The sequence below is a fragment of the Aureimonas sp. Leaf427 genome, assembly GCF_001425485.1.
Taxonomy (GTDB): Bacteria; Pseudomonadota; Alphaproteobacteria; order Rhizobiales; family Rhizobiaceae; genus Plantimonas.
The window spans coordinates 1-19,016 of the sequence record NZ_LMQW01000016.1; the positions used below are offsets into that span (position 1 = coordinate 1).

At 59.8% G+C, this 19,016-nt stretch carries 21 protein-coding genes, 1 pseudogene and 1 other annotated feature; of the genes and pseudogenes, 16 read left to right on the forward strand and 6 right to left on the reverse strand.

Translation table 11 applies throughout. The features are described from left to right. The 11 genes from ASG62_RS27385 to ASG62_RS12225 form a co-directional block, all read left to right on the forward strand. Positions 1–416, forward strand: a 416-nt coding sequence (locus ASG62_RS27385; protein ID WP_210168394.1) for a hypothetical protein, incomplete at its 5' end; no start/stop codon positions are given. 34 nt (positions 417–450) lie between these two features. Beyond that, the gene (locus ASG62_RS12190; protein ID WP_056696006.1) at positions 451–717 is read left to right on the forward strand and encodes a hypothetical protein; all 267 of its coding nucleotides are present in this window, start codon (positions 451–453) and stop codon (positions 715–717) included. Between the two features lie 45 nt (positions 718–762). Further along, a complete protein-coding gene (locus tag ASG62_RS26445) occupies positions 763–1,395 on the forward strand; it encodes a hypothetical protein (protein WP_156382099.1) in 633 nt (210 codons plus the stop codon). A 448-nt stretch (positions 1,396–1,843) separates the two neighbouring features. Next, the gene (locus ASG62_RS12195) at positions 1,844–2,875 is read left to right on the forward strand and encodes an IS110 family transposase (RefSeq protein WP_056696012.1); all 1,032 of its coding nucleotides are present in this window, start codon (positions 1,844–1,846) and stop codon (positions 2,873–2,875) included. 378 nt (positions 2,876–3,253) lie between these two features. Then, the gene (locus ASG62_RS26450) at positions 3,254–3,709 is read left to right on the forward strand and encodes a hypothetical protein (protein WP_156382100.1); all 456 of its coding nucleotides are present in this window, start codon (positions 3,254–3,256) and stop codon (positions 3,707–3,709) included. A 40-nt stretch (positions 3,710–3,749) separates the two neighbouring features. Continuing rightward, entirely contained in the window at positions 3,750–4,214 is a 465-nt protein-coding gene (locus ASG62_RS12200; RefSeq protein ID WP_056696004.1) for a hypothetical protein, read from the forward strand. A 28-nt stretch (positions 4,215–4,242) separates the two neighbouring features. Then, a complete protein-coding gene (locus tag ASG62_RS12205) occupies positions 4,243–4,467 on the forward strand; it encodes a hypothetical protein (RefSeq protein WP_057180411.1) in 225 nt (74 codons plus the stop codon). A 1,027-nt stretch (positions 4,468–5,494) separates the two neighbouring features. Continuing rightward, on the forward strand, positions 5,495–6,127 hold the full coding sequence (locus tag ASG62_RS26455) for a hypothetical protein (protein WP_156382101.1): 633 nt from the start codon (positions 5,495–5,497) through the stop codon (positions 6,125–6,127). Positions 6,128–6,554: 427 nt separating this feature from the next. Continuing rightward, a protein-coding gene (locus tag ASG62_RS12215) for an IS3 family transposase (protein WP_156382102.1) occupies positions 6,555–7,786 on the forward strand; the annotation gives its coding sequence in 2 pieces (ribosomal slippage) (positions 6,555–6,846 and positions 6,846–7,786; 1,233 coding nt in all). Continuing rightward, positions 6,839–6,955, forward strand: a sequence feature (AL1L pseudoknot). (Overlaps the previous gene by 117 nt.) Positions 7,787–7,888: 102 nt before the next feature. Continuing rightward, positions 7,889–8,230 carry a type II toxin-antitoxin system RelE/ParE family toxin gene (locus tag ASG62_RS12220; protein ID WP_413814200.1) on the forward strand — a complete coding sequence of 114 codons (342 nt, stop codon included), beginning with the start codon at positions 7,889–7,891 and terminating at the stop codon, positions 8,228–8,230. Continuing rightward, a complete protein-coding gene (locus ASG62_RS12225) occupies positions 8,227–8,508 on the forward strand; it encodes a helix-turn-helix domain-containing protein (RefSeq protein ID WP_056695994.1) in 282 nt (93 codons plus the stop codon). Before ASG62_RS12220 ends, ASG62_RS12225 begins: the two co-directional genes overlap by 4 nt. Before the next feature lie 168 nt (positions 8,509–8,676). On the opposite strand, the gene ASG62_RS27205 is transcribed toward ASG62_RS12225, so the two are convergent. The 3 genes from ASG62_RS27205 to ASG62_RS12235 form a co-directional block, all read right to left on the reverse strand. Continuing rightward, a complete protein-coding gene (locus ASG62_RS27205; protein ID WP_164470480.1) occupies positions 8,677–8,847 on the reverse strand; it encodes a hypothetical protein in 171 nt (56 codons plus the stop codon). A 144-nt stretch (positions 8,848–8,991) separates the two neighbouring features. After that, positions 8,992–9,288, reverse strand: a complete 297-nt coding sequence (locus ASG62_RS27575; protein WP_156382103.1) for an excalibur calcium-binding domain-containing protein — start codon at positions 9,286–9,288, stop codon at positions 8,992–8,994. Between the two features lie 27 nt (positions 9,289–9,315). After that, positions 9,316–10,041: a thermonuclease family protein gene (locus ASG62_RS12235; RefSeq protein WP_082537306.1), complete on the reverse strand. Its 726-nt coding sequence runs from the start codon at positions 10,039–10,041 to the stop codon at positions 9,316–9,318. A 193-nt stretch (positions 10,042–10,234) separates the two neighbouring features. Here ASG62_RS12235 and ASG62_RS26465 point away from each other — a divergent pair, with 193 nt between their 5' ends. The 4 genes from ASG62_RS26465 (at position 10,235) to ASG62_RS12245 (ending at position 13,809) form a co-directional block, all read left to right on the forward strand. Beyond that, positions 10,235–10,390: a hypothetical protein gene (locus ASG62_RS26465; RefSeq protein WP_156382104.1), complete on the forward strand. Its 156-nt coding sequence runs from the start codon at positions 10,235–10,237 to the stop codon at positions 10,388–10,390. Between the two features lie 339 nt (positions 10,391–10,729). Beyond that, a complete protein-coding gene (locus ASG62_RS25540; protein ID WP_413814201.1) occupies positions 10,730–10,882 on the forward strand; it encodes a DUF1127 domain-containing protein in 153 nt (50 codons plus the stop codon). Positions 10,883–11,064: 182 nt separating this feature from the next. Next, the gene (locus tag ASG62_RS12240; protein ID WP_413814203.1) at positions 11,065–11,367 is read left to right on the forward strand and encodes a DUF1294 domain-containing protein; all 303 of its coding nucleotides are present in this window, start codon (positions 11,065–11,067) and stop codon (positions 11,365–11,367) included. Between the two features lie 117 nt (positions 11,368–11,484). After that, on the forward strand, positions 11,485–13,809 hold the full coding sequence (locus tag ASG62_RS12245) for a hypothetical protein (RefSeq protein ID WP_056695992.1): 2,325 nt from the start codon (positions 11,485–11,487) through the stop codon (positions 13,807–13,809). 237 nt (positions 13,810–14,046) lie between these two features. On the opposite strand, the gene ASG62_RS12250 is transcribed toward ASG62_RS12245, so the two are convergent. The 3 genes from ASG62_RS12250 to repA all read right to left on the reverse strand — a co-directional run bounded on the left by ASG62_RS12250 (position 14,047) and on the right by repA (position 17,627). Beyond that, complete coding sequence (locus tag ASG62_RS12250; RefSeq protein WP_244488601.1) at positions 14,047–14,823, reverse strand: helix-turn-helix domain-containing protein; 777 nt, start codon at positions 14,821–14,823, stop codon at positions 14,047–14,049. Between the two features lie 561 nt (positions 14,824–15,384). Beyond that, positions 15,385–16,419, reverse strand: coding sequence for a plasmid partitioning protein RepB (repB, locus tag ASG62_RS12255; RefSeq protein WP_056695990.1), 1,035 nt, complete (start codon positions 16,417–16,419; stop codon positions 15,385–15,387). After that, entirely contained in the window at positions 16,416–17,627 is a 1,212-nt protein-coding gene (repA, locus tag ASG62_RS12260) for a plasmid partitioning protein RepA (RefSeq protein WP_056695989.1), read from the reverse strand. Before repA ends, repB begins: the two co-directional genes overlap by 4 nt. A 325-nt stretch (positions 17,628–17,952) precedes the next feature. Between repA and ASG62_RS28030 the strand changes: the two are divergent. After that, positions 17,953–18,537 (forward strand): annotated as a pseudogene (locus ASG62_RS28030) (transposase); the annotation flags it as partial. Between the last annotated feature and the right edge of the window lie 479 nt (positions 18,538–19,016).

A 19,016-nucleotide genomic window follows, 5' to 3' on the forward strand; every position in this document is an offset into this window, starting at 1 on the left:
GCCAGAACAGCGGCGTCGATCTTCTCCTCATCGATATCCATGCTCGCAAACTTATCATGCAAACCACGCAAACGCCGCGGTCTTCATCGGATGCGTACGCAGCTAACGGCCCCTTCCATCATTTAAGTCGCAGCGGGCACCTTCTGTGTGACTTGTTCGCCCGTGCCGTTAGATTCCGCCACAACGTACCCAGAACCGCATATCGTCGCGTGATCGTCTTCGTAATCCATTCGTGGCAAGCTGTAACGATGAGCAATGCCTTTTTTTACATTCTTGAAACGATCATTAACGGCTTTCCGCCTGGTGGTATGAAGCCAAGCCCTCGAATGGCTATCGCGAACAAGATTGCGAACTATCTTGCGCTAGGCCTTGTCGCGGCGGTTGGTGTTTGGATCGCATATGCAGCAATCAGCTAGCAGTGGGCGAATACCTGTATAAAGGGTCATCAACATGAAGGCGATCTGGCGGGCGTTGGGCTTTCTTTTCGGAGGTCTCATGATGTCGATGATTATCGTCGCGATACTCGGCGCCTTCATTGCGCTGTTTGGCGGAATGTTTGGCCTTGAAAAGCTTCGGTCGTTGGGTGCGAGCCTCGCAGGAGGGGGAGCGGCTGCATTCTTTCTCATCATATTGTCGCCGTTAGGCAGAGTGCTCTCTTTTGCTCTCCTAGCATTCAAGTCAGCTGCACGTGAAGAGCAGAAGACGGCGAAACACTAACGTCGTGGATGGATTAGCGTTTGACCAATCGTTGTCGGAGAGCCAATGAGCGAACGTTTTGCAGAAAAATTGTTCTACTGCGTCGCGTGGGGGGCTCCCCTTTTCGCTGCGCTATGGTTGCTTCCAGAACCCGTATACAACCTAGCTTCTCGTGCCTACTACGCGTCAGTTTGGGAACCTGCTGAAGCTCAGGTTATCGCGGTTGACCGCGACACACGCTGCGAACCTAGGTATCGAACGACCGGAAGGCGACACTGGACCATCACACTTGACCGGGTAAGCTGCAAAGAAGCCAAAGCGATTGAGGCAGCCAAACCCGACCGCGACTGGTTTAAGACCCGGGTTATTCCCTTTGCGCTAGTTGAGCTCCGCCTTGCCGATGTACGCTCACAACACAGTTTCGATTACGACGAAATTGACTGGCCCGTAAAGATAGGTGATTTCATACCTGTTGCCGTCGATCCTGCTAATCGAAACAATTTCATACCGCAATCGACAACAGCTTACGTTAAAAGGCTACAGGATCTCAGCAAGATGCTGGCATGGATGTTCCTGTGTTGCAGCGTCGTTGGTTCGTTCGGTATCTACGGTTTATTCCGGGCACGGGAGAGCCGCGTCAGACAGGATGAACGCTATCGGCAGATCGTAGCGGACGAGGTCAATGGTAATTACCGTTGATAACAGCGTGGGATAATGGTAAGAGAACTTCAATTTGACGCTAGATGACATACATCAGGCCGTTGTAATGAGCTTAGGATTGTCGGCAGCGTTCGTAGCCTACTACTATGATTTGTATAACGTAAATAGAAAGTATCATTGGGACTTCTCGCCCGACGCAAAAGCATCTCGCGGGTACAACATATTTTTCTCCCTGCTATTTACAGCGACTTTTGTCTTTTGGTTGCCGTTCATTTTTTGATTTAGGTTCCATAATGAGATTTTATGCCATCGTAGTACCGCAAGCGTCATTTTGACCGACAATGTCAGCTTCAGGGTGGTCTGGCAGCGGTCGCCCGCGTTGTGGGCAGGTCGACAGCAGAAGGGCGACCTAGGGTGATGGGGTGGACGCCCCCGACGGCATCGTTGTGCCAGAATGGGGTGTTTTAACCATTTACAGGAGGCGTCCGTGTCCGAGGTTACTACGATCGGCCTGGATATCGCGAAGACCGTGTTCCATGCCCATGGCGCCGACGAGCGCGGCCGCGGCGTGTTGTCCAAGCGCCTGACGCGGCCAAAGCTGCTGGCCTTTTTTGCCGCGCAGCCACGCTGCATCGTGGCGCTGGAGGCATGCGGCGGGGCCCACCATTGGGCTCGCGAGCTGACGGCACTGGGCCATGAGGTTCGGCTGATCCCGCCTGCCTACGTGAAGCCGTTCGTGAAGCGGCACAAGAACGACGCGGTGGATGCCGAGGCGATCTGCGAGGCGGCGCAGCGACCAACCATGCGCTTCGTGGCCGTCAAGAGCGAGGAGCAGCAGGCATCGGCGCTCGTGTTCCGGACCAGGGACCTCCTCGTTCGCCAGCGCACCCAGCTCATCAATGCCATTCGCGGTCACCTGACCGAGTATGGCTGGGTTGCGCCGAAGGGGCCTGCCTACGTCTCGATGCTGAGTGATCTGCTCGACGACGAGCTGGGGGCCTCCTTGCCGCCGGCAGCAGTCTCAATGTTCCGCGTCATGCTCGACCTCCTCGCCGATCTTGACGAGCGCATCACCGCTCTCGACAAGGAGATCGCCCAGCGCGTCCGCGAGCAGGAGACGGCGCGGCGGTTGATGACCATTCCCGGGATCGGGCCGATCACGGCGACGGCGCTGATGGCCCTGGCACCAGCAGCCGAAACGTTTGCCAAGGGGCGCGACTTCGCTGCCTGGCTCGGACTGACGCCGTCGCAGCACTCGACAGGCGGCAAGCAGAAGCTCGGCGCAACCTCTAAAATGGGCGAGCGAACGCTGCGGCGCCTTCTGATCATTGGGGCTAGCGCCGTGATCATCCAGGCCACGCGGCGCGGGACCGCGAAGGGATCGTGGCTGGAACAGATGCTGGCGCGCAAGCCGCGCATGCTGGTGACGGTGGCGCTGGCCAACAAGATGGCGCGTATCGTCTGGGCCCTTCTGGCAAAGGGCGGAACTTACCGAGCTCCGATGGCGGTCGCGGCGTAAGCCGGGGTCGTCGTCAGAGGCCGTCGGGACGCGAGGTCGGTCGAAGGAGAGCATGGCACAACAGTCGGCGAGACGGGGCCGGAAGAACCAGTGCTTTCCACCGTGCCATCGAGCACGCTCTGGGTGTTTTGGTTCCGGTCCGCGAACTCCCATACGGGCCCGCAGCGATACGCTGCATCAGAGGCCGGACAGATGGCAGCATCCGACATCGTGCCAACTCTACAGAAACCACTTGCGCCCAAGGGGGCGTCCACAGATGGAAAGCGGATGGTCGGCTTTGTGATAGGTATCCACGAAACCCGACACTAACGAACGGGTAATCTTCATAGCGGAGGATCGACCCCTCTCTATCAGATCGTCTTCTGACCCGCGGTTTCGATGTCAAGATTCTCAGGATACAATGAACTGTTCGGCGTAACCGATGAGGCAGCTATAAGCTCTGGTTTCATATTCTTTGGACTAGCTGGACTTGCTTTATCGCTTCGCATGGCTGTCGTGGTAAGGCGTCTTAAGCTATCTGAACAAGTGATAGGCAACGTAAAGGACTTTACGTTAAACTGTATATCTCCAACGGTAACATACACTTCACTTATCGTTGAGGTTAAGATGGCAGATGGAACGGTCAAGACAATTTCGGACGGCCGCAATATCGGAGGGCAGTTATTTTCAATAGGCCAACCGGTACCTATACTTCATCACGTTGCCAGTGGACAGTTGTTTTTGGTTCTCAACGATAAGCTAGAAAAAAGGCTTCAGAAGATGGCGATTGGGTACATTATAGGCAGCGCCCTTGCTTTTGCTCTAGGGCTGGGCGCATTCTACCGTGTCTTTTGACTATTTTGCCCATCGGGTTTGCACGTTGTGAAACCTAAATATGATTGGACTGCTGATCGCCCGCTTTCAGGCGAGCTTTCCTCGGTTAACACTGATAGTTCACAGCTTGGCTGTGGCGCTGACCGGGATCGCACTTTGTAAGGGCTGGTTCTCAGGAGATGTAAGCTCTTACAGATTGTCTGCGAAGCTCGACAGCGAACCTTTTGCGTTTTTGTTTGTCTTCCTTGGGACTCTGGCGATCGAGTGCATGCTGATCGGCTCTCTGCTGCTATCTATCTGTCCGGAGCGGCACCTCCGGCGTTTGCACCCAAAGCTAGCGGAGTTCAAGAGAAGGCGACAGCAGCGGATTAAGCAAAGACTCGGTTGTCTCAACGCCGAAGATATCGAACGCAGAGCATTCGACGAACCGCCTAGACTCATCATACCGCCGCAGAGGGGCATGCAGGTCACGGAGATTTATTCAGCTGAAAAGGCGCCAGCAAAGCCGGAAATAGAAAAGCGGTGAACCTATGATATGCCGGAATTTCCAAAGAATGGTTGTCTTCTATACTGCCTATGCAGTGAGCTTGGCTGCCGGGGTCCTGCAAATTTATCCCGCTGTCGTAAGTGGCATAGCGGAGTGGCCAAAGCAAAAGCTCATTAGCTTTTCAGAAACGCCGGTAGCGTTCATGGTTGCCTTGGCAATTTATAGTTTTGCGCCCTTAGCTGTGTCGTTCTTTACGTTCTGGAAAGCCGAGACGATCCGGCTTCGCCCGTGACACGACCGGCGCGAAGAGACCGGCGAATGTCAGCTTCCGCTTCAATCAGAAGGCCATCGGTCGGCTGTGAAGGGTCGACAGCGGATAGACCGCTTTCAGGCGGTCGCATCGTCAGCGCAGATCGGCTCGACCAAGCGTAGTTTCCGGTCACTGAATGACTTACGCGCCTATGGTCACCTCTCGTGTCTCTGCAGAGGCCGTTCGCTTCGCGATCTTAGCGACCGTCGCCCGCGAACACCCGAAGGCCTGCTGAACCGCTGTCCATGACGAGCCGCCCTTGAGCATGCCGGCGAAGCCGGCGTTGCGCCTGGTGTCCTCAGGGCGCCCCTTATAGACCCCAGCAGCTTTGGCCCGCTCCTGGCCCCGCGGCGGCTGGTGGCGTCTGGAACAGAGTAGAAGTTGCAGCCGACGCTGACCATGCCCTCGCGGCGGATGCGCCGCTTGAGCTTCAGGACCGATCGGAACGGGGCCAGCGCCTTCAGCCCACGCTAGATGTATTTGCGCAACGACTTGCGGTCGGCTCCCGTCGTCTTAAGCGATTGCCGAAACCGACCGGCCCTGCCGATGCAGCTACGGGATCACCATCTCCTCGCGCTTGATCACCGAAATCCATCTCCCTACCATCGGAAGAAGCATCGGCGAGTACCCCCTGCCGGTCTTCCACTACGAAAGCCATGATCAGCTTCGTGCGTTTCGCGTGGCTCAACCCACTCATCACCTTCTACGTCTGCTGCTTTCGCCGCCGTCGCTTCGTGGCAGGCCACTACGTTGGCTGCTCGCGCGGCACTCCCCCACTCCGTGGGCTCGTTGGTCCGCCACACTCACTGACTTCCAGTTTTGGGTTTGGTCGTTGGCTTGTCAGCCAACTCCTCGACCTTGTAGTCGTCCGGTGACGGGGAGCGCGGCGAACAAGCTGGGCCCCACGGCGCCCGTGTAGCAAGCATCTTAATATGAACGTGCATGTGTTCAAAATGACGCAGAAAGCCAGCTCATCCCGCTATTACGTTAGGTAAAACGGGAGGCCCATATGATCAGCTTGGCTAAGATTGGCGCGGGCGCGCTCTACGCTTCTGTAACGTTCGCACTGTCAGCTTGTGCAACACGGCCTATGCTGGAGAATGTTGTTCCCTACACCACCATCGATATCTCAACCAAAATCAGATGCGACGCAAGGCAGGCTCTTCTAACTCAGCTGCACGACTACTTCAAAAACTATCAAAACGTGGCGAGGACGACCAACCAGCCGTTAATCGATCGCCAAATATACGAGTTGGTTGAGAGCAAAGCGTTGGCTGTCAAAGACGTGCCTCTTAGTTCGCTGCCGCCAGAGCCACGAGAAAAGTTAGAAAGATTTCGGCAGGGCGCAATAATATATGACTTTGCATTTGACATTCATGAGCAGAATAATATTGATGCATCCGTGGGATACAATGATTGCTTCAATCTGAGTCGTGCATTTGGAACAGTTAGCGCTTCCTCGGATAGCACACGCAGAAACAAGCGCATGTTTAGACTTGAGGATAACTTTGAAACACTCATTCGAAATCTTCCTATAGAGTGTTTCAAGATAGATGCGGTAAAAGCAAACTCCAAAAAGAAGGGAAGCGCATACCCTATCGCCGATGATTTGAACCTCGCCGAAGCCATCGGCTCCTTCTAGTATCTTACAGACTACAGTAATCTGATTGCTCTCAGTGATAATGTTATCACCGCCAAAGGAGGCTCTGATAGCAAGTACAGCTGGCATGTTGATGAAATCACGTTCACGACTAAGCTAACAGGCACGATAAATCCGCAGTTTGAAGATACCGGGCGTATCGAGACGTTTAGGCTTGCTCCGGTGGGGGTCACCGCCACAAGCCTACGAGAAGACATTCATAGACTGGTGTTTGCGTTGGCAATGCCGGCCCGCAATACAAAGGGTGGGACATTTTCTGGTTCATCGATTGCCGCTCAAGGCGCAGCTGACACAGCCATAGTTCTCGGCGACGACAGGGTTTCACAACGTCAGCTGCGGGCTCTGGTCCGCTAAGTGTCTGAAACGCGCCGGGTTTGCCGGAGGCTCCCACTCTTGAGAGTATGGAGCCATGACAGCCAAGACGACGACGAAGTTTTCTCCCGAGGTGCGCGAGCGCGCCGTGCGGATGGTCCTCGACCATCAGGGCGAGCACGCCTCGCAATGGGCGGCGATCGGATCGATTGCGCCGAAGATCGGGTGCAGCGCGGAGACGCTGCGCGGCTGGGTCCGCCAAGCTGAGCGCGATCAGGGTCTTCGAGGCGGCACGACCAGCGAGGAGCGCGATCGGATTAAAGCTTTGGAGCGTGAGAACCGCGAACTACGCCAAGCGAACGAGATCCTTCGTAAGGCGTCGGCTTATTTTGCGGCGGCGGAGCTCGACCGCCCATTCAAACGATGAAGGCGTTCATCGACGACCATCGCGGCGTCTACGGGGTCGAGCCGATCTGCAAAGTGCTGCCGATCGCCCCCTCGACTTACCGTGAGTATGCCGCCCGGCGGGCAGACCCGAGCCGTGCGCCGGTTCGCGAACGCCGTGACGCCGGTCTTCGCGGCGACATCCGCCGCGTCTTCGAGGCGAACTTCGAGGTCTACGGAGTGCGCAAGGTCTGGCGGCAGATGAAGCGCGAAGGGATCGACGTCGCCCGTTGCACGGTGGCACGCCTCATGCGCCAGATGGGCTTGAAGGGTGCGGTGCGCGGGAGAACAGTGCGCACCACGGTCAGCCATCCCGCCGCCCCGTGTCTGCTGGATCGGGTCAACCGCCAGTTCAAGGCGCCATGCCCGAACGCCCTCTGGGTCTCGGACTTCACCTACGTCGCCACCTGGGCCGGCTTCGTCTACGTCGCCTTTGTGATCGACGTCTTCGCCCGGCGCATCGTCGGCTGGCGAGTGTCGCGCTCGGCCAGAACGGACTTCGTCCTCGATGCCCTGGAACAGGCGCTTCACGATCGAAGGCCTATCCGGAAGGGAGGTCTCGTTCATCACAGTGATCGCGGCGTCCAATACGTCTCGATCAAATACACCGAGCGCCTCGCCGACGCCGGCATCGAACCATCGGTCGGAAGTGTAGGCGATTCCTACGACAACGCCCTCGCCGAGACGATCAACGGCCTCTACAAGACCGAAGTGATCCATCGGCGTGGACCATGGCGAAGCTGCGAGGCCGTCGAGTTCGCCACCCTCGAATGGGTCGACTGGTTCAACAACCGCCAGCTCCTCGAGCCCATTGGAAACATTCCGCCAGCCGAGGCCGAAGAACACTACTACGCACAGCTCGAGGCGATGAAGATCGCCGCGTAGGACTCAATCCAACCAGCCTCCGGCAAACCCGGCGCGTTTCACTTTCCCTTCTGCGCTCTGCCCGGTGGAAGCAGTCCGGTTGCAACATATACAAAACTTTGTATGATGCGCCATGCCGAAGGATCTGGAATTTCGTGGAAGTGCTTTGGCCGATCTATGCGCCTTCCCTCTCTGATCCGCCGGGAAGCGGGCTATCAGCTCGATAAGGTCCAGAACGGCCTGGAGCCGGACGACTGGAAGCCGATGACGACGATCGGCTCAGGCGTTCAGGAAATCCGGATACGGGACGAGGCCGGCGCGTTCCGGGTGATCTACGTCGCCAAGTTCGTCGGCACCGTCTACGTCCTGCACTGCTTCCAGAAGAAGACGCAGAAGACAGGAAAACAGGACCTGGACCTCGCCTCGAAACGCTATCGCGATCTCGCACAGGAGCTTGAGCAATGAGCGGGCAGACCTTCACCAGCGTTTGGGACGCGATCGAGCCGACGCCGCAGGAAGCCGAGAACATGAAGCTGCGCTCGTCGCTGATGATAGCGTTGGAGCAGCACATTCGAGCTCAGGCCTGGACGCAGGGACAGGCAGCCAAGCGCCTCGGCGTCACCCAGCCGCGCATTTCCGATCTGCTGCGCGGCAAAATCAACCTTTTCAGCCTCGACATGCTCGTGAACATGGCCGTGAGCGCGGGTCTCCATGTCGAAATGCGGGTGCAGGACGCGGCCTGACGGCCAAGCGCTTTCGTGCAAGGAGCCATGGCTAATTGTTACGACGGAGCTCACATCTCCAGGCCGTAGCCGAACCGATGGCGGTACCGTAGAACTGCGATAGGCGGGAGGGCCCCGCCTATCAGTTTCGTTCAGTCACTGACTTTTCAGCAGCGACAATAGTTTGATTTAGCAGATGCCGCCGCGGCCGCCGGGCTTACAGCCGGATGCACGGTCGCCGCAGCGCGAGCCGTCGGAAGCGCGATCGGAAGAGTTCGTGCAAGCCTTCGCCGAAGGCACGATGGCGAAAGGCGAAAGCGCAAAGGCAGCCGTGAGGATGGCAGCGGTCAGGAGCTTCATGGTGGCGGATCCAGTCAGGGAGTCCACAGTCGTAGGCCGCTGCGGTGCTTTCATGAAGCACAAACTCGGGTTGCGTAACATTCGACTTTAGCGAGTTTCTTCATAAGGCTGCAGACACATGCCGAAAGGCAACAGATTGCCTCTTCAGCAGCCGATACGTGCGCGGATCTCGTCGACCTGGGCCTTTGATCGGCAGACGGTCTCACATGGGATGCCGTCGTTGTCGCGATCGGCGCCGGCATAGCCATCACACCACATCTGGACGGCTTCCTCGCAAGTCGACGCGGTCTTGCAGCTCCGGCGCTGGGCGACTTGGAACTCGCCTTCGACAAGCAAGCGCTCGAGCGCGTTCGGCTGGCTTTCCCGTGCGCGGGACAGCTCAGCGAAGGCCGGGTTGGGCAAGGCCGCCAGCGCGGCCCCGATAATGATCGTTCGAAGCATTCTCATTCCCCCTCTGTTTGATGGTCTTCAGCCGCGCACAGCGCGCCAGCCGGCGGCGACTGCCTCGGCCTCGCTGCAAAACCAGCGCTCCCCGTCAGCCTCGTCGATCTTCGTCTTGGCGTAGGAACGGCTCCCCGGCAGGTGATAGATCTTGCCGCTCTTGCTGATGTTGCCCTTGATCTGGCAGCCGCTTGGTCCCTTGGCGGGTTGCTCTTCCGAGGCAAGGCGCTCGCCGCGGCGCCACTCCGCCGGCGGCACGAAGGTTCCGGTCCACATGCCGGCCTTTGCACGCTTTGCAGCGGCTTCCTCGTCGCTGTAGCGGCCGTCACTATACTGCTTGTATTCGACAGCCCAGCCGGCTCGGACGAGCTCCGCGTTCAGCACCTTGCCGTTCGACTGACATTCGGCAACGATCCGTCCATAGCGGTCCCGGTCCTCTTCCTGGCACGTTACACGACCATTTCGGCCGATAAGTGAGGCCAAGGCATCCGCGGCGCGCGAGCCGCACAGGTAGCGCTTGCCGCTGGCGTCGTTGCAGGTCTGGCCGCTTTCGGGCGTGTCGACACCATAGAGCCGGATCCGCTCCTTCGTGCCCTCGACGGCGATCGTGTCTCCGTCAACGACCGTCGCGCGTCCCGCAATCTCATCCGCGGCAGCCAGCGAGCTGAGGTTGGCAGACATGCCGAGAGCGAGAACGATCGTGACAGATCGGGCAGCGATAGCGGCCCGTCGCAGCGTGTGGAGTTGGCGCATTCGAAGGGCTCGTCACGTCCAGCGTTTCTTGCCAACCGCTAAACCTTAGCGCGCAATTCCACACAACCCTACGAAGGTCGGAGTGCACCGGAGTTTTTCGTCAGCCGAACGTGTAACGGCTTCCAGCTCCAACTATTTGATAGCTCGCGATCCCGCTTGTCATCCTGCCTGCTCACGCAAAAAGGAAAACAAAATGACAGAAGCGAAGGCTCGAATGGCTGCCTACATTGCACAGGAGGCCGCTGCCTTGGTCGAGATCGCGCGGAAGGGTAATGCCCCCATGCTGGCCTATCTCGCAGGAATGCTCGCCGCCGAAGCCGCGGAGTTGGTGAAGAGGAGAAAACCGTAGCTTAAAGGCGCCTAGCCGGCCGCCGTCCAAAAGCCAGTTGCGACGAGCGCTCAGCCGGCGACGGCGGCCAAGGTCAAAGCTGAAGGCGGCGGGATGCAGATCATTCGTCCGCCGGAAGATGCTGTTTCAGAAAGTCGGGCAACGAGCGTCGCTGCAGGCCAGAGCGCCGACAGTTTGCATGAACTCGACGCAGGTCTGTCCCCCCTTGCGGACATAGCGAAAACCACCATGCCTGCCATGCGGTCTTAGCGCTCCTCCCGAAGGCGGGGAGATCGTAAATGGAGCTTGTCGAAACGACAGACGTAACGAGCCGCTCCCACCGACGAGGAGCGCTGAAAGATGGACACGATGAACCTCTCCCGCACCCTTCGCACCTGGCGCCAATATCGCGACACCGTTTCCGAACTGAACGGTCTTTCGCAGCGCGAACTGTCCGACCTCGGCATCTCGCGTTCGGAGATTCCGGCCATCGCCCGTCAGGCGACCCGCTGAATTTCAAAGTTTCGCTTCGATCGATTTCCTCCCATAGGTCGAAGCGGATCAGCCTCGCGGTTCCTCCCACCGCTGCAGGCACAAGATGACGCCCTGACCGGTCCTCCCCCGGTCAGGGCGTTTTCGTTTGGGAATCGCGTGGTCGCTGGTAACCGGCAATCTCACTGGCGGGCTATGTCCTCATCGTCAACGTCCTCGCCTATGGAGCCATGGTTCTGGATAAGGCAAAGGCCTCCAGAGGCTTGCGGCGTATTCCCGAGCGAACGCTTTTGAGGCTGGCCTTGGTGGGAGGAAGCGCCGGAACCGTGCTGGCCCAGCGGATGGTCCGTCACAAGACGCGCAAGGAGCCGTTCCGCTCGCAGCTCATTCGCATCATCGCCCTTCAGATCGTTGCCATCATCGCCTTGAGCATCGCGATGATCGTCGTGGAATTGCCGGAAGCCCTCTGGAACTCCATCGTTTCTCTGACGCGCGGCGGTTCGTAACCCTCACTGAAGAAACACCTTTCTTCGGTGGAAAGGACAACCAGCCGGACCTTTGCGATCGGCAGGGCGCCCCGAATTTGTCAGGAGCACGCCGTTCATCAACCGAACGAGGCCTTCATGAACGCATCCGCCTACCGCCTGACATCGCAGCGCATCGACCTCTACTGCAAGGTTCGGCTTGCCGATCTCCTGCCCCCGGACGACCTTGACCGCCTTCGCCATTACCTCGACGATTGCCTGACCCGGAGCCTCTTCCCACCCTATCGCGGACGGGCGATCGACACCGCCCTGATCGCCGACGCCGCCGGCATCGAGCCTCGCGTGCTTGCCTCGGCTCGAGCACAGATCCAACCCATCTGCGACGCCATCTGCCGGGCCTTAGCGGATCAGCCGCTTACCTCCCCTACTCGCAAACAAGAACACCGACGCCGAACATCACCGGCACATAGGACGGCAACGACGGCTGATCGCGCGGGATCGTCGGCAACAAGGGCCAAGCCTGGTCCAAAGCCTTGGTCGATCGAGGAGCATCCCGAACCGCTGTGGAGCGAATGGGAGGATCCCGAGGAACTCGCTGACGCGCTGGCGCTGCACATCACGCGCCACGGCGAGACCATCGGCCGCCTCGCGCGGGCGATCACCGCCACCGGGGTCTTCCTGGACCGGATTACTCTGGACAAATGGGTGAAGGGCACCTCCTCCCCGAGCTCGATCACCAGCCTCCAGGCCCTCGACCGGATCGAGCACCGCTATCGCCTTCCGACTGGAAGCCTGCGCGCAAAGCTGCCTCGGTCGGGACGAGCTACCCGCGGTAACGTCCTCGACGACATTCCCCGCCCCGAGCGGCGACGCCTGGCCTGGCACCTGCCGGAGGATTTCAGCAGGCGGCCGATCGCCGAGCAGGAGGAGATCCTCGCCTGGGTGCGTACCACCATCATCAGCGGAACCACCGACTACCGCCGCTATCAGGCCGCTGCCCAGCGTCAGCGTTTTGCCGTGCGCTTCGTCGGCCTCGACGGCGCTAAACGCCGGACCAAAAGGGCGGCGGCATCGCCGACCTCCAGCCCTCTCCATCCACGCTTTGCACTGGCAGCCAATGCCAACGACGAGGACACCGAACCCGGCATGGTGGTGGATGCCCCTGCCCGTCTTCGGCGCGAGATGACGGATCTCCTGCGCTTCAAGACCGCGACCCTCACCGCCTTCGGCCTTCGTCGCTCCGGCGTCTGGAACCCTGAGACGGCCTCGCAGAAGGTGGAGCATTTCGGGCTGATGTTCGGGGCCTTCGCCGCCTCGCCGACCGGCGAGATCCGCGGTCATGGCGTCGATCTCTGCGCCCTCACCTTCGCCATGCTGCTCTTTCCCCGGGTCTGGGACTGGTACCTGCAATGGCGCGAGGAACGGCGCGGCTTCTACACACGCTGGGAGCTCGACCTCCTCGCCGTCGGCCTGTCCCTCCTGCAAAAGGAAACGGGCTGGATCCGGCAGATGCCGCCCCTCGGCGACCATCTCGTGCCGATCCCCGGTCTTGTCACCGAAGACGACATCGCCACCGCCCGTGCCGACTGGAACGCGGCCTGCGATGCCATGCATGGTCATGCCCGCCATCGCTCGCGCGAGATCTCCCGCGTTGTCCGGATTCACCGCGATCCCTTCGAGCCGATCCTGCCCGTGCTCGAGGCCAAAAGCCCCGTCGGCGAGTACCGCAAGATCACCGAGGAGATCGTCCGCCGCATGCCGGACGAGCGGCGCTATCCCAAAGCTGCCGCCGAAGCGGTCCGCTCGTTCCTGATCCTGCGGCTCGGCCTCCACACCGGTCTTCGCCAGAAGAACCTGCGCGAACTGCTCCTGTGCCCGCCCGGACGCATCCCCACCTCCGAGCGCACGCTCGAGGAGCGCAAGCGCGGCGAGCTGCGCTGGAGCACGCGCGACGGCGGCTGGGAGATCCTGATCCCGTCCGTCGCCTTCAAGAACGCCAACTCGTCCTTCTTCGGGTCGAAGCCCTTTCGCCTGATCCTGCCCGATCTCGGCGATCTCTATGCCATGATCAATGCCTGGATCGATCGCCACCGTGCCCGGCTGCTCGGGCCAGCCGAGGATCCCGGCACCTTCTTCGTCAAATCGGTGAAGCAAACCAGCGCCAACGCGGCCTATGATCAGAACACGTTCTTCGAGGCCTGGCGCCTGACGATCCAGCGCTATGGGATCTACAATCCCTACACGGATCGCGGCGCGATCGTCGGCCTCCTGCCCCATGGCCCGCACAATGTGCGCGACGTGCTGGCGACCCATATTCTGAAGCAGACCGGGTCCTACGAGCAGGCGAGCTACGCGATCCAGGACACGCCGGAGATGGTGGCCCAGCATTACGGTCGCTTCCTGCCCCAGGACAAGGCTGAGATCGCCGCGCGGATTCTGAACCAGGTCTGGGAAGCGGCCTGACGCGAGCCGAGCCATGATGGCTTCCTGACGAAAGCGCTTGGCGGCAACACCGATCGTCGCCGGGCGCCGGCGAAAGGGCATTGAGGCGCGATCGGCCGCCATTCTGGCAACGACCGAATAAAATCAGGCGAGCGACGGAATCCCTACCAGCGCACCCCCTCGTTTCAGCGCCCTGGAGGCTGCTGGAGCGGGGTCTATCGAGGCCGCCACTTTGGCGCAGACGGGATCAGGAGGGCACTAGCCGGCGCCCACCAGACCATTCTTGGCCGCTTTGAACCGTCTGAAGGGATGATATTGATGGATCTGGTTTTTGAGTGACAGTTTTGTCACCCCATGATTTCCAAGGACACGACCGATGAAGGCGGTGTCGATAGCTGCCGGCGTTTCGGCGAGCCAGGCGGCAAGGCCCTTGAGGTCCTCGTAGAAGGGGGTGGTCTTTTCGGTAATAGTGACGACGAGGCCGGTGTGAAGCCCCCTCCCCGTCTTGCGGATCGCGGTCTTGATGTAGCCGAAGCGCTCGAGGTCGACGATGTAGCGCCGGATCGTGCGCGCTGAACGGCTCATGACGGCCGCCAGCGTCGCCTTGGCGAACTCGGTCGATCTCCCCTTGCCGCAGCGGGCGCGCAGCACCTGCAGGAAGCTCTTGGCGTTCGGCGTCAGGCGATCGTCGCGCGCGGCCGTGGTCGCCATCTCAGGGGCGTACTGACGGCTGTCGTTCGGCGCGGGGCGCGAATGCCGAGGGCGCACCGATGGCTTGAGGGCTGCTGGAACGGCGACAAGAGGTTTTGGGACGCCGACCAGCGCCGAGCGCCGCTGCGCCTCGGCGACGGAGATCAGACCCTCGCGCTGCTCGCGCCAGATGGCGGCCCGTGCCGCGAAATCGGGATGAGGACCCGCGCCGGCGAACTGCGCGTCCGTTGAGAACAGATCAGCCGGGGGCGTTGCGTCGGCCGAGTAGGCGACGCTCAGGTGGGTCCGCATACCTCCAGGCATGCGGGTTCGTTCGGTCGCCATGGTGCTCCTTGCGCGAGGCAAAAGAAGGCCGTGGCGGGAAGCCGCGTTTCACTTGACGATGTGGTTGAAAGGGCCTAATTCTGAGGTTGCTAGACGACTAGAACAAGGCTCCAGGCGGCTCCCGCTTCGGGGCCTTTTCTTTGCTTATCGCTTCTCCGTTGGAATGATGGATGGATCCGGCACCAGCCGAGACCTCGATTGGGTCTCATGGCAGGCGTCGGCATAACGGGGAATGGCACCGTCGTTTCAACCAAAGACACACGACGACAATTACGGGCGAGCCTAAGGCTCGGCTTCCGCTCCGATCGCAGCGCCGCTTCCGCGTCTCCTTGTTCCAGAACGGCGTGAGCACGTCTTTGTAACGCAGAGCGCAGGTCCGTCTTCTGTTGGTCAGCCGTTTTCATCCCGATCCCGTGTCGGGGCATAAGAAATCACCCGCCGAAAGGCGTCCGCGTCTTGCAGAGCCCGCTGGAAAATGCGATTCTCGAGTTGCTACACGACGAGAAGGGCTTCCGGGACGGACTGTTTCGGGGGCCTTTTTCTTACACCACTCGGTTCCCCTTAATCTTGTTGCGTTGAACGACCGGACGAAGCGTCCGATGACGGTTGCACACCGCTGGCGGCGGCATAGTCTTCGTAGAGAGCCGGCAACCGCTCCGCGAGAAACTCGGCGAAGGCTGGACCGAGCTCTCGGTCGATCACCAATCTTGCATCTTGGCCGCCCGAGAAAAGCGACGCGATGCGTCGGCCGGAGACAGCGAGCACCGAACGCTCGGCTGCTCCTGCTTTTACGGTCTTGGCTGCAGCATTCAGGATCGCGACGAAGCGCAGGTCCGAGGATGGCTCGGTACGATCAGTATCCGTGATCACGCGGTGGACGCGACCGAGAGCCCCTTGCCCTTTCAAGGTTTCGGACAGCGCCTGCCATCGTCCCCGCCCGACCTTCGGAGCCCGCCCGATGTAGCGCAGAACATCCGCTGGAATGGCGTTTGCGATTGCGATGAGCTTCGACGCCTCAGCTTTGTCCACGCTGAGAGCCTGCTGAACGACATGTCGGCTTTGGCCCCGAGCTTCCAGACGTGCAGCGAAGACGGCACGCTCTATAAAGGTTAGGTCTTGGCGAGCGGAGTTCTCGATACCCTGCGCCAGCGCCAGAGCCTCATCATCTAGTGAACGCACGATAGCACGCACCGGGCGCTCCAAAGCCCGCGCCGCACGAACGCGCCTGTGTCCGAAGGCGACCTGAAAGCGAGCCTCGTCAAGGGGGTGGACGCGCAGGAGAACGGGAACCTCCTGCCCGTTCTCCGCGATGGACGTTTTGAGACGCTCGAAGGAAGATGGGTCGTCGGCGTCGTCAAATCGATCCGCGAAGGGCGATGCGTCGATGTCAGCAGGATCTACCTCGACGATGCGCAACCCATCCTGCAGGCTTTGCCGCAGGGTCTCGTTCTCGCGCTCGACTTGGCTGAAGCTCTCCTTCATCGAACGAACAGAGCCAGCGGCGACGCGGGTGACGCGGGAGTTGTCAGCTGACAACTCCGTCTCGGCTGGGCGGGTGGCAAAAATGGAGGCGACCGATTTCGAACGCTTGTTCATCTCTCCCAGACCTTTCCGATCAGGCCCTCGATTTCGGAATTGACTGCATTCAGGCTCTCCAGAGCCCGGTCGTAGGCTGCCCGCCCGACCGAACCCCGATCCAACTCGAAGAGGGATTGCTTCGTCAGACCGGCATTGGCGATCGCAGTTGACTTCCAGGCTGTCGCATCCAGGACATCGCTTGCAAAGAGCCCGCGAAGAAGGGCAACGATTTGTGCCTCTGGTACGTCGTTAGGATCATGGCGTGTCACGACATATCGAACGAAGTCGAAGTCGAGCGTCCCGCCGGCTTCCTCGATGACGGCCATAAGGTCTGCCGTCATCAAAAGGAACTGGCTCATCGAAGCGACATCCACCATTTGCGGATGGATAGTTACCAGCATTGCCGTCGCGGCGTTTAAGGCGCCGACGGTCAAAAAGCCCAGTTGGGGAGGACAGTCGATTACAACGACATCGTAATCCGCCTCCACATCAGCAATTGCCCCAGAGACCCGGCGGAAGAACATGTCCCGTCCCCGTCCGCCTTGCAGCATGGCGCGGGGCGTCTCGTGCTCGAACTCCATGAGTTCGAGATTTCCTGGGACGAGATCGATCCCGTCGAAGTAGGTCTTCTTGATCACTTCGCTGACGGGACGGCGGTCGCCATCGTAACGAATTGCGCCGTAGAGCGTCTCGTTCTCTCCGATATCGAATTCTGGCTGATAGCCGAACATAGCAGACAAAGACGCCTGCGGATCAAGATCGATCGCCAGGACCCGGTAACCGTGCAGCGCAAGATATTGCGCAAGATAAAGAGAAGACGTTGTCTTGGCCGAGCCGCCCTTGAAATTTGCAACGGCGACGACCTGCAACTTTTCACCGGCACGTCTTCGTGGCAAAAAGCTTACGGCCTCCTTTGGCCGGTGAGTTGAGAGGAACTTTCTAAGCTCATTTACTTGGCCAAGCGTGTAGGATCTCCGCCCACCAGATGACAGGTTCGGCGCTGGGCCGAGGCCGTCCAAAGACAGTTGACGGAGATATCCGTCGGAGACACCTAGAAAACGAGCGGCTTCCCCCGACGAAAATGAACGCAGACTCTTTTGAGCCTCAGGCGGAAACATCGCGCTTCGCATGGATCGCAATTGCGAGGATAGGACTTCCGCGTGACGCGCAATTCGCCCAGAAGCGGAAAACGGCACCATTTTGTTATTTTGCTGAAGCGCGACCATATCTCTTTCGACCCTAAGACGGAATTCGAGCGCTAGACGCTTCCTTTCCGTCTCGGAGAATGGTCACAATCCTGTCTGAGTCGCAAGCTCCGTCGTAAGGGCCTTACCTGCTGAACGAGTGTCTCCGCATTTTAGAGCTCCAAGATCGAAAGAAGTTTGGTTTTGCTCTCAATAGAACGCAGCCCGTTTTGACCGGACAGGCAGCATAGCCAATAAGGCATAGGCTCTCGCCGATGAAAACGACTATGCGGAGGCTCCCGATGTCCGTTTCGCGGGTCGAGGTGATCACCTATGTTAGCGCTGGCGGGAATGTTCGACGGCCGAGAAGGTCCGTCCTGTCGAGGAAACGATGCAGCCGGGCATGAGCGTGTCCTTCGTGGGACGCCCGGCAGGCGTCTCACCGTCTCAGCTCTTTAACTGGAGGCGCCGGATACTGGAGGGCGAACATGCTGCCGTCCAGATGGACGAGGACGTGGTCGGCACATCGAGGATTCACGATCTGGAGAAGCGGGTCCGCGACCTCAAGCACCTGCGCGACCGCAAGACGATAGAGAACGAGATCCTAGAAGAGGCGCTCGATCTCGTCCGCCCAGAAAACGGTCGTCGCCTTTGTTGTCCTGGCGCAACCAGACGGACGGTTCTTGGGTCGAGCGCCGTGGCACAGTCGCTTGACGTCGCTTGCTCCCGCAGCAGGGAGCGACGTGGCAGGACGGTGACGCCGCGGAGGTCCATACCCCAAGGCCGAGGAGGCCGAGTTCCCGGGGCCGATCTGGGCTATCGTCGATGCTCGGCTAACTTACGGCTACCCCTGGCCGACAGGCGATTGCTTGCAATCGATGAGAGGCGGCGTTTGACGGTACTGCTAAAACGTTGCCGACGAGCTGAGAGGCGCTCGACAGTTAATGAGTAGCGGGTTCTGCGGATCACGCCTTACCGCTGGAGCGCCATACTGCCCGGCGGCTTGGCGGAACGCATTACGGCGTGGCCGTCGCGCTGCTTTCAGACGTGCGTCGGTGTTCCGACCGTCTGGAGATTCATGGCCGCATCCGCGGAGTCGCGCGCATCTCGTTCGTGCTTGATGCCTGCGACCGCGGAATCATCGCCTGGTAGGCCGTGGCACCGGCCGGCATCTTCGATAAGATGGTTTGCGGAAGTCAAACGTCGCTTCGGCATGACCAAGGCGCCGCATGCTGCCGAATGGCCGTTGGACGACGGCAGCGCCTAAATCGCGAAGGACATTGCCAACACCGCGCGACCCTTGGCCTGAAGCTGCTTACCACGCTCGTCCGCAGCCCGGAGTTGAACGGCGTGTCGGAAGCCCTCGTGAAAACTCTGAAGCGCGAATACGCCAGCATCTTGATCCTGCACGACGGCCCTGCCATCTGCGCA

Coding starts and splice junctions, on each gene's coding strand:
- ASG62_RS12190 (WP_056696006.1), top strand. CDS start 451: ATGAAGGCGATCTGGCGGGCGTTGGGCTTTCTTTTCGGAGGTCTCATG.
- ASG62_RS26445 (WP_156382099.1), top strand. CDS start 763: ATGAGCGAACGTTTTGCAGAAAAATTGTTCTACTGCGTCGCGTGGGGG.
- ASG62_RS26450 (WP_156382100.1), top strand. CDS start 3,254: ATGTCAAGATTCTCAGGATACAATGAACTGTTCGGCGTAACCGATGAG.
- ASG62_RS12200 (WP_056696004.1), top strand. CDS start 3,750: ATGATTGGACTGCTGATCGCCCGCTTTCAGGCGAGCTTTCCTCGGTTA.
- ASG62_RS12205 (WP_057180411.1), top strand. CDS start 4,243: ATGGTTGTCTTCTATACTGCCTATGCAGTGAGCTTGGCTGCCGGGGTC.
- ASG62_RS26455 (WP_156382101.1), top strand. CDS start 5,495: ATGATCAGCTTGGCTAAGATTGGCGCGGGCGCGCTCTACGCTTCTGTA.
- ASG62_RS12220 (WP_413814200.1), top strand. CDS start 7,889: ATGATGCGCCATGCCGAAGGATCTGGAATTTCGTGGAAGTGCTTTGGC.
- ASG62_RS12225 (WP_056695994.1), top strand. CDS start 8,227: ATGAGCGGGCAGACCTTCACCAGCGTTTGGGACGCGATCGAGCCGACG.
- ASG62_RS27205 (WP_164470480.1), bottom strand. CDS start 8,847: ATGAAGCTCCTGACCGCTGCCATCCTCACGGCTGCCTTTGCGCTTTCG.
- ASG62_RS27575 (WP_156382103.1), bottom strand. CDS start 9,288: ATGCTTCGAACGATCATTATCGGGGCCGCGCTGGCGGCCTTGCCCAAC.
- ASG62_RS12235 (WP_082537306.1), bottom strand. CDS start 10,041: ATGCGCCAACTCCACACGCTGCGACGGGCCGCTATCGCTGCCCGATCT.
- ASG62_RS26465 (WP_156382104.1), top strand. CDS start 10,235: ATGACAGAAGCGAAGGCTCGAATGGCTGCCTACATTGCACAGGAGGCC.
- ASG62_RS25540 (WP_413814201.1), top strand. CDS start 10,730: ATGGACACGATGAACCTCTCCCGCACCCTTCGCACCTGGCGCCAATAT.
- ASG62_RS12245 (WP_056695992.1), top strand. CDS start 11,485: ATGAACGCATCCGCCTACCGCCTGACATCGCAGCGCATCGACCTCTAC.
- ASG62_RS12250 (WP_244488601.1), bottom strand. CDS start 14,823: ATGGCGACCGAACGAACCCGCATGCCTGGAGGTATGCGGACCCACCTG.
- repB (WP_056695990.1), bottom strand. CDS start 16,419: ATGAACAAGCGTTCGAAATCGGTCGCCTCCATTTTTGCCACCCGCCCA.
- repA (WP_056695989.1), bottom strand. CDS start 17,627: ATGGTCGCGCTTCAGCAAAATAACAAAATGGTGCCGTTTTCCGCTTCT.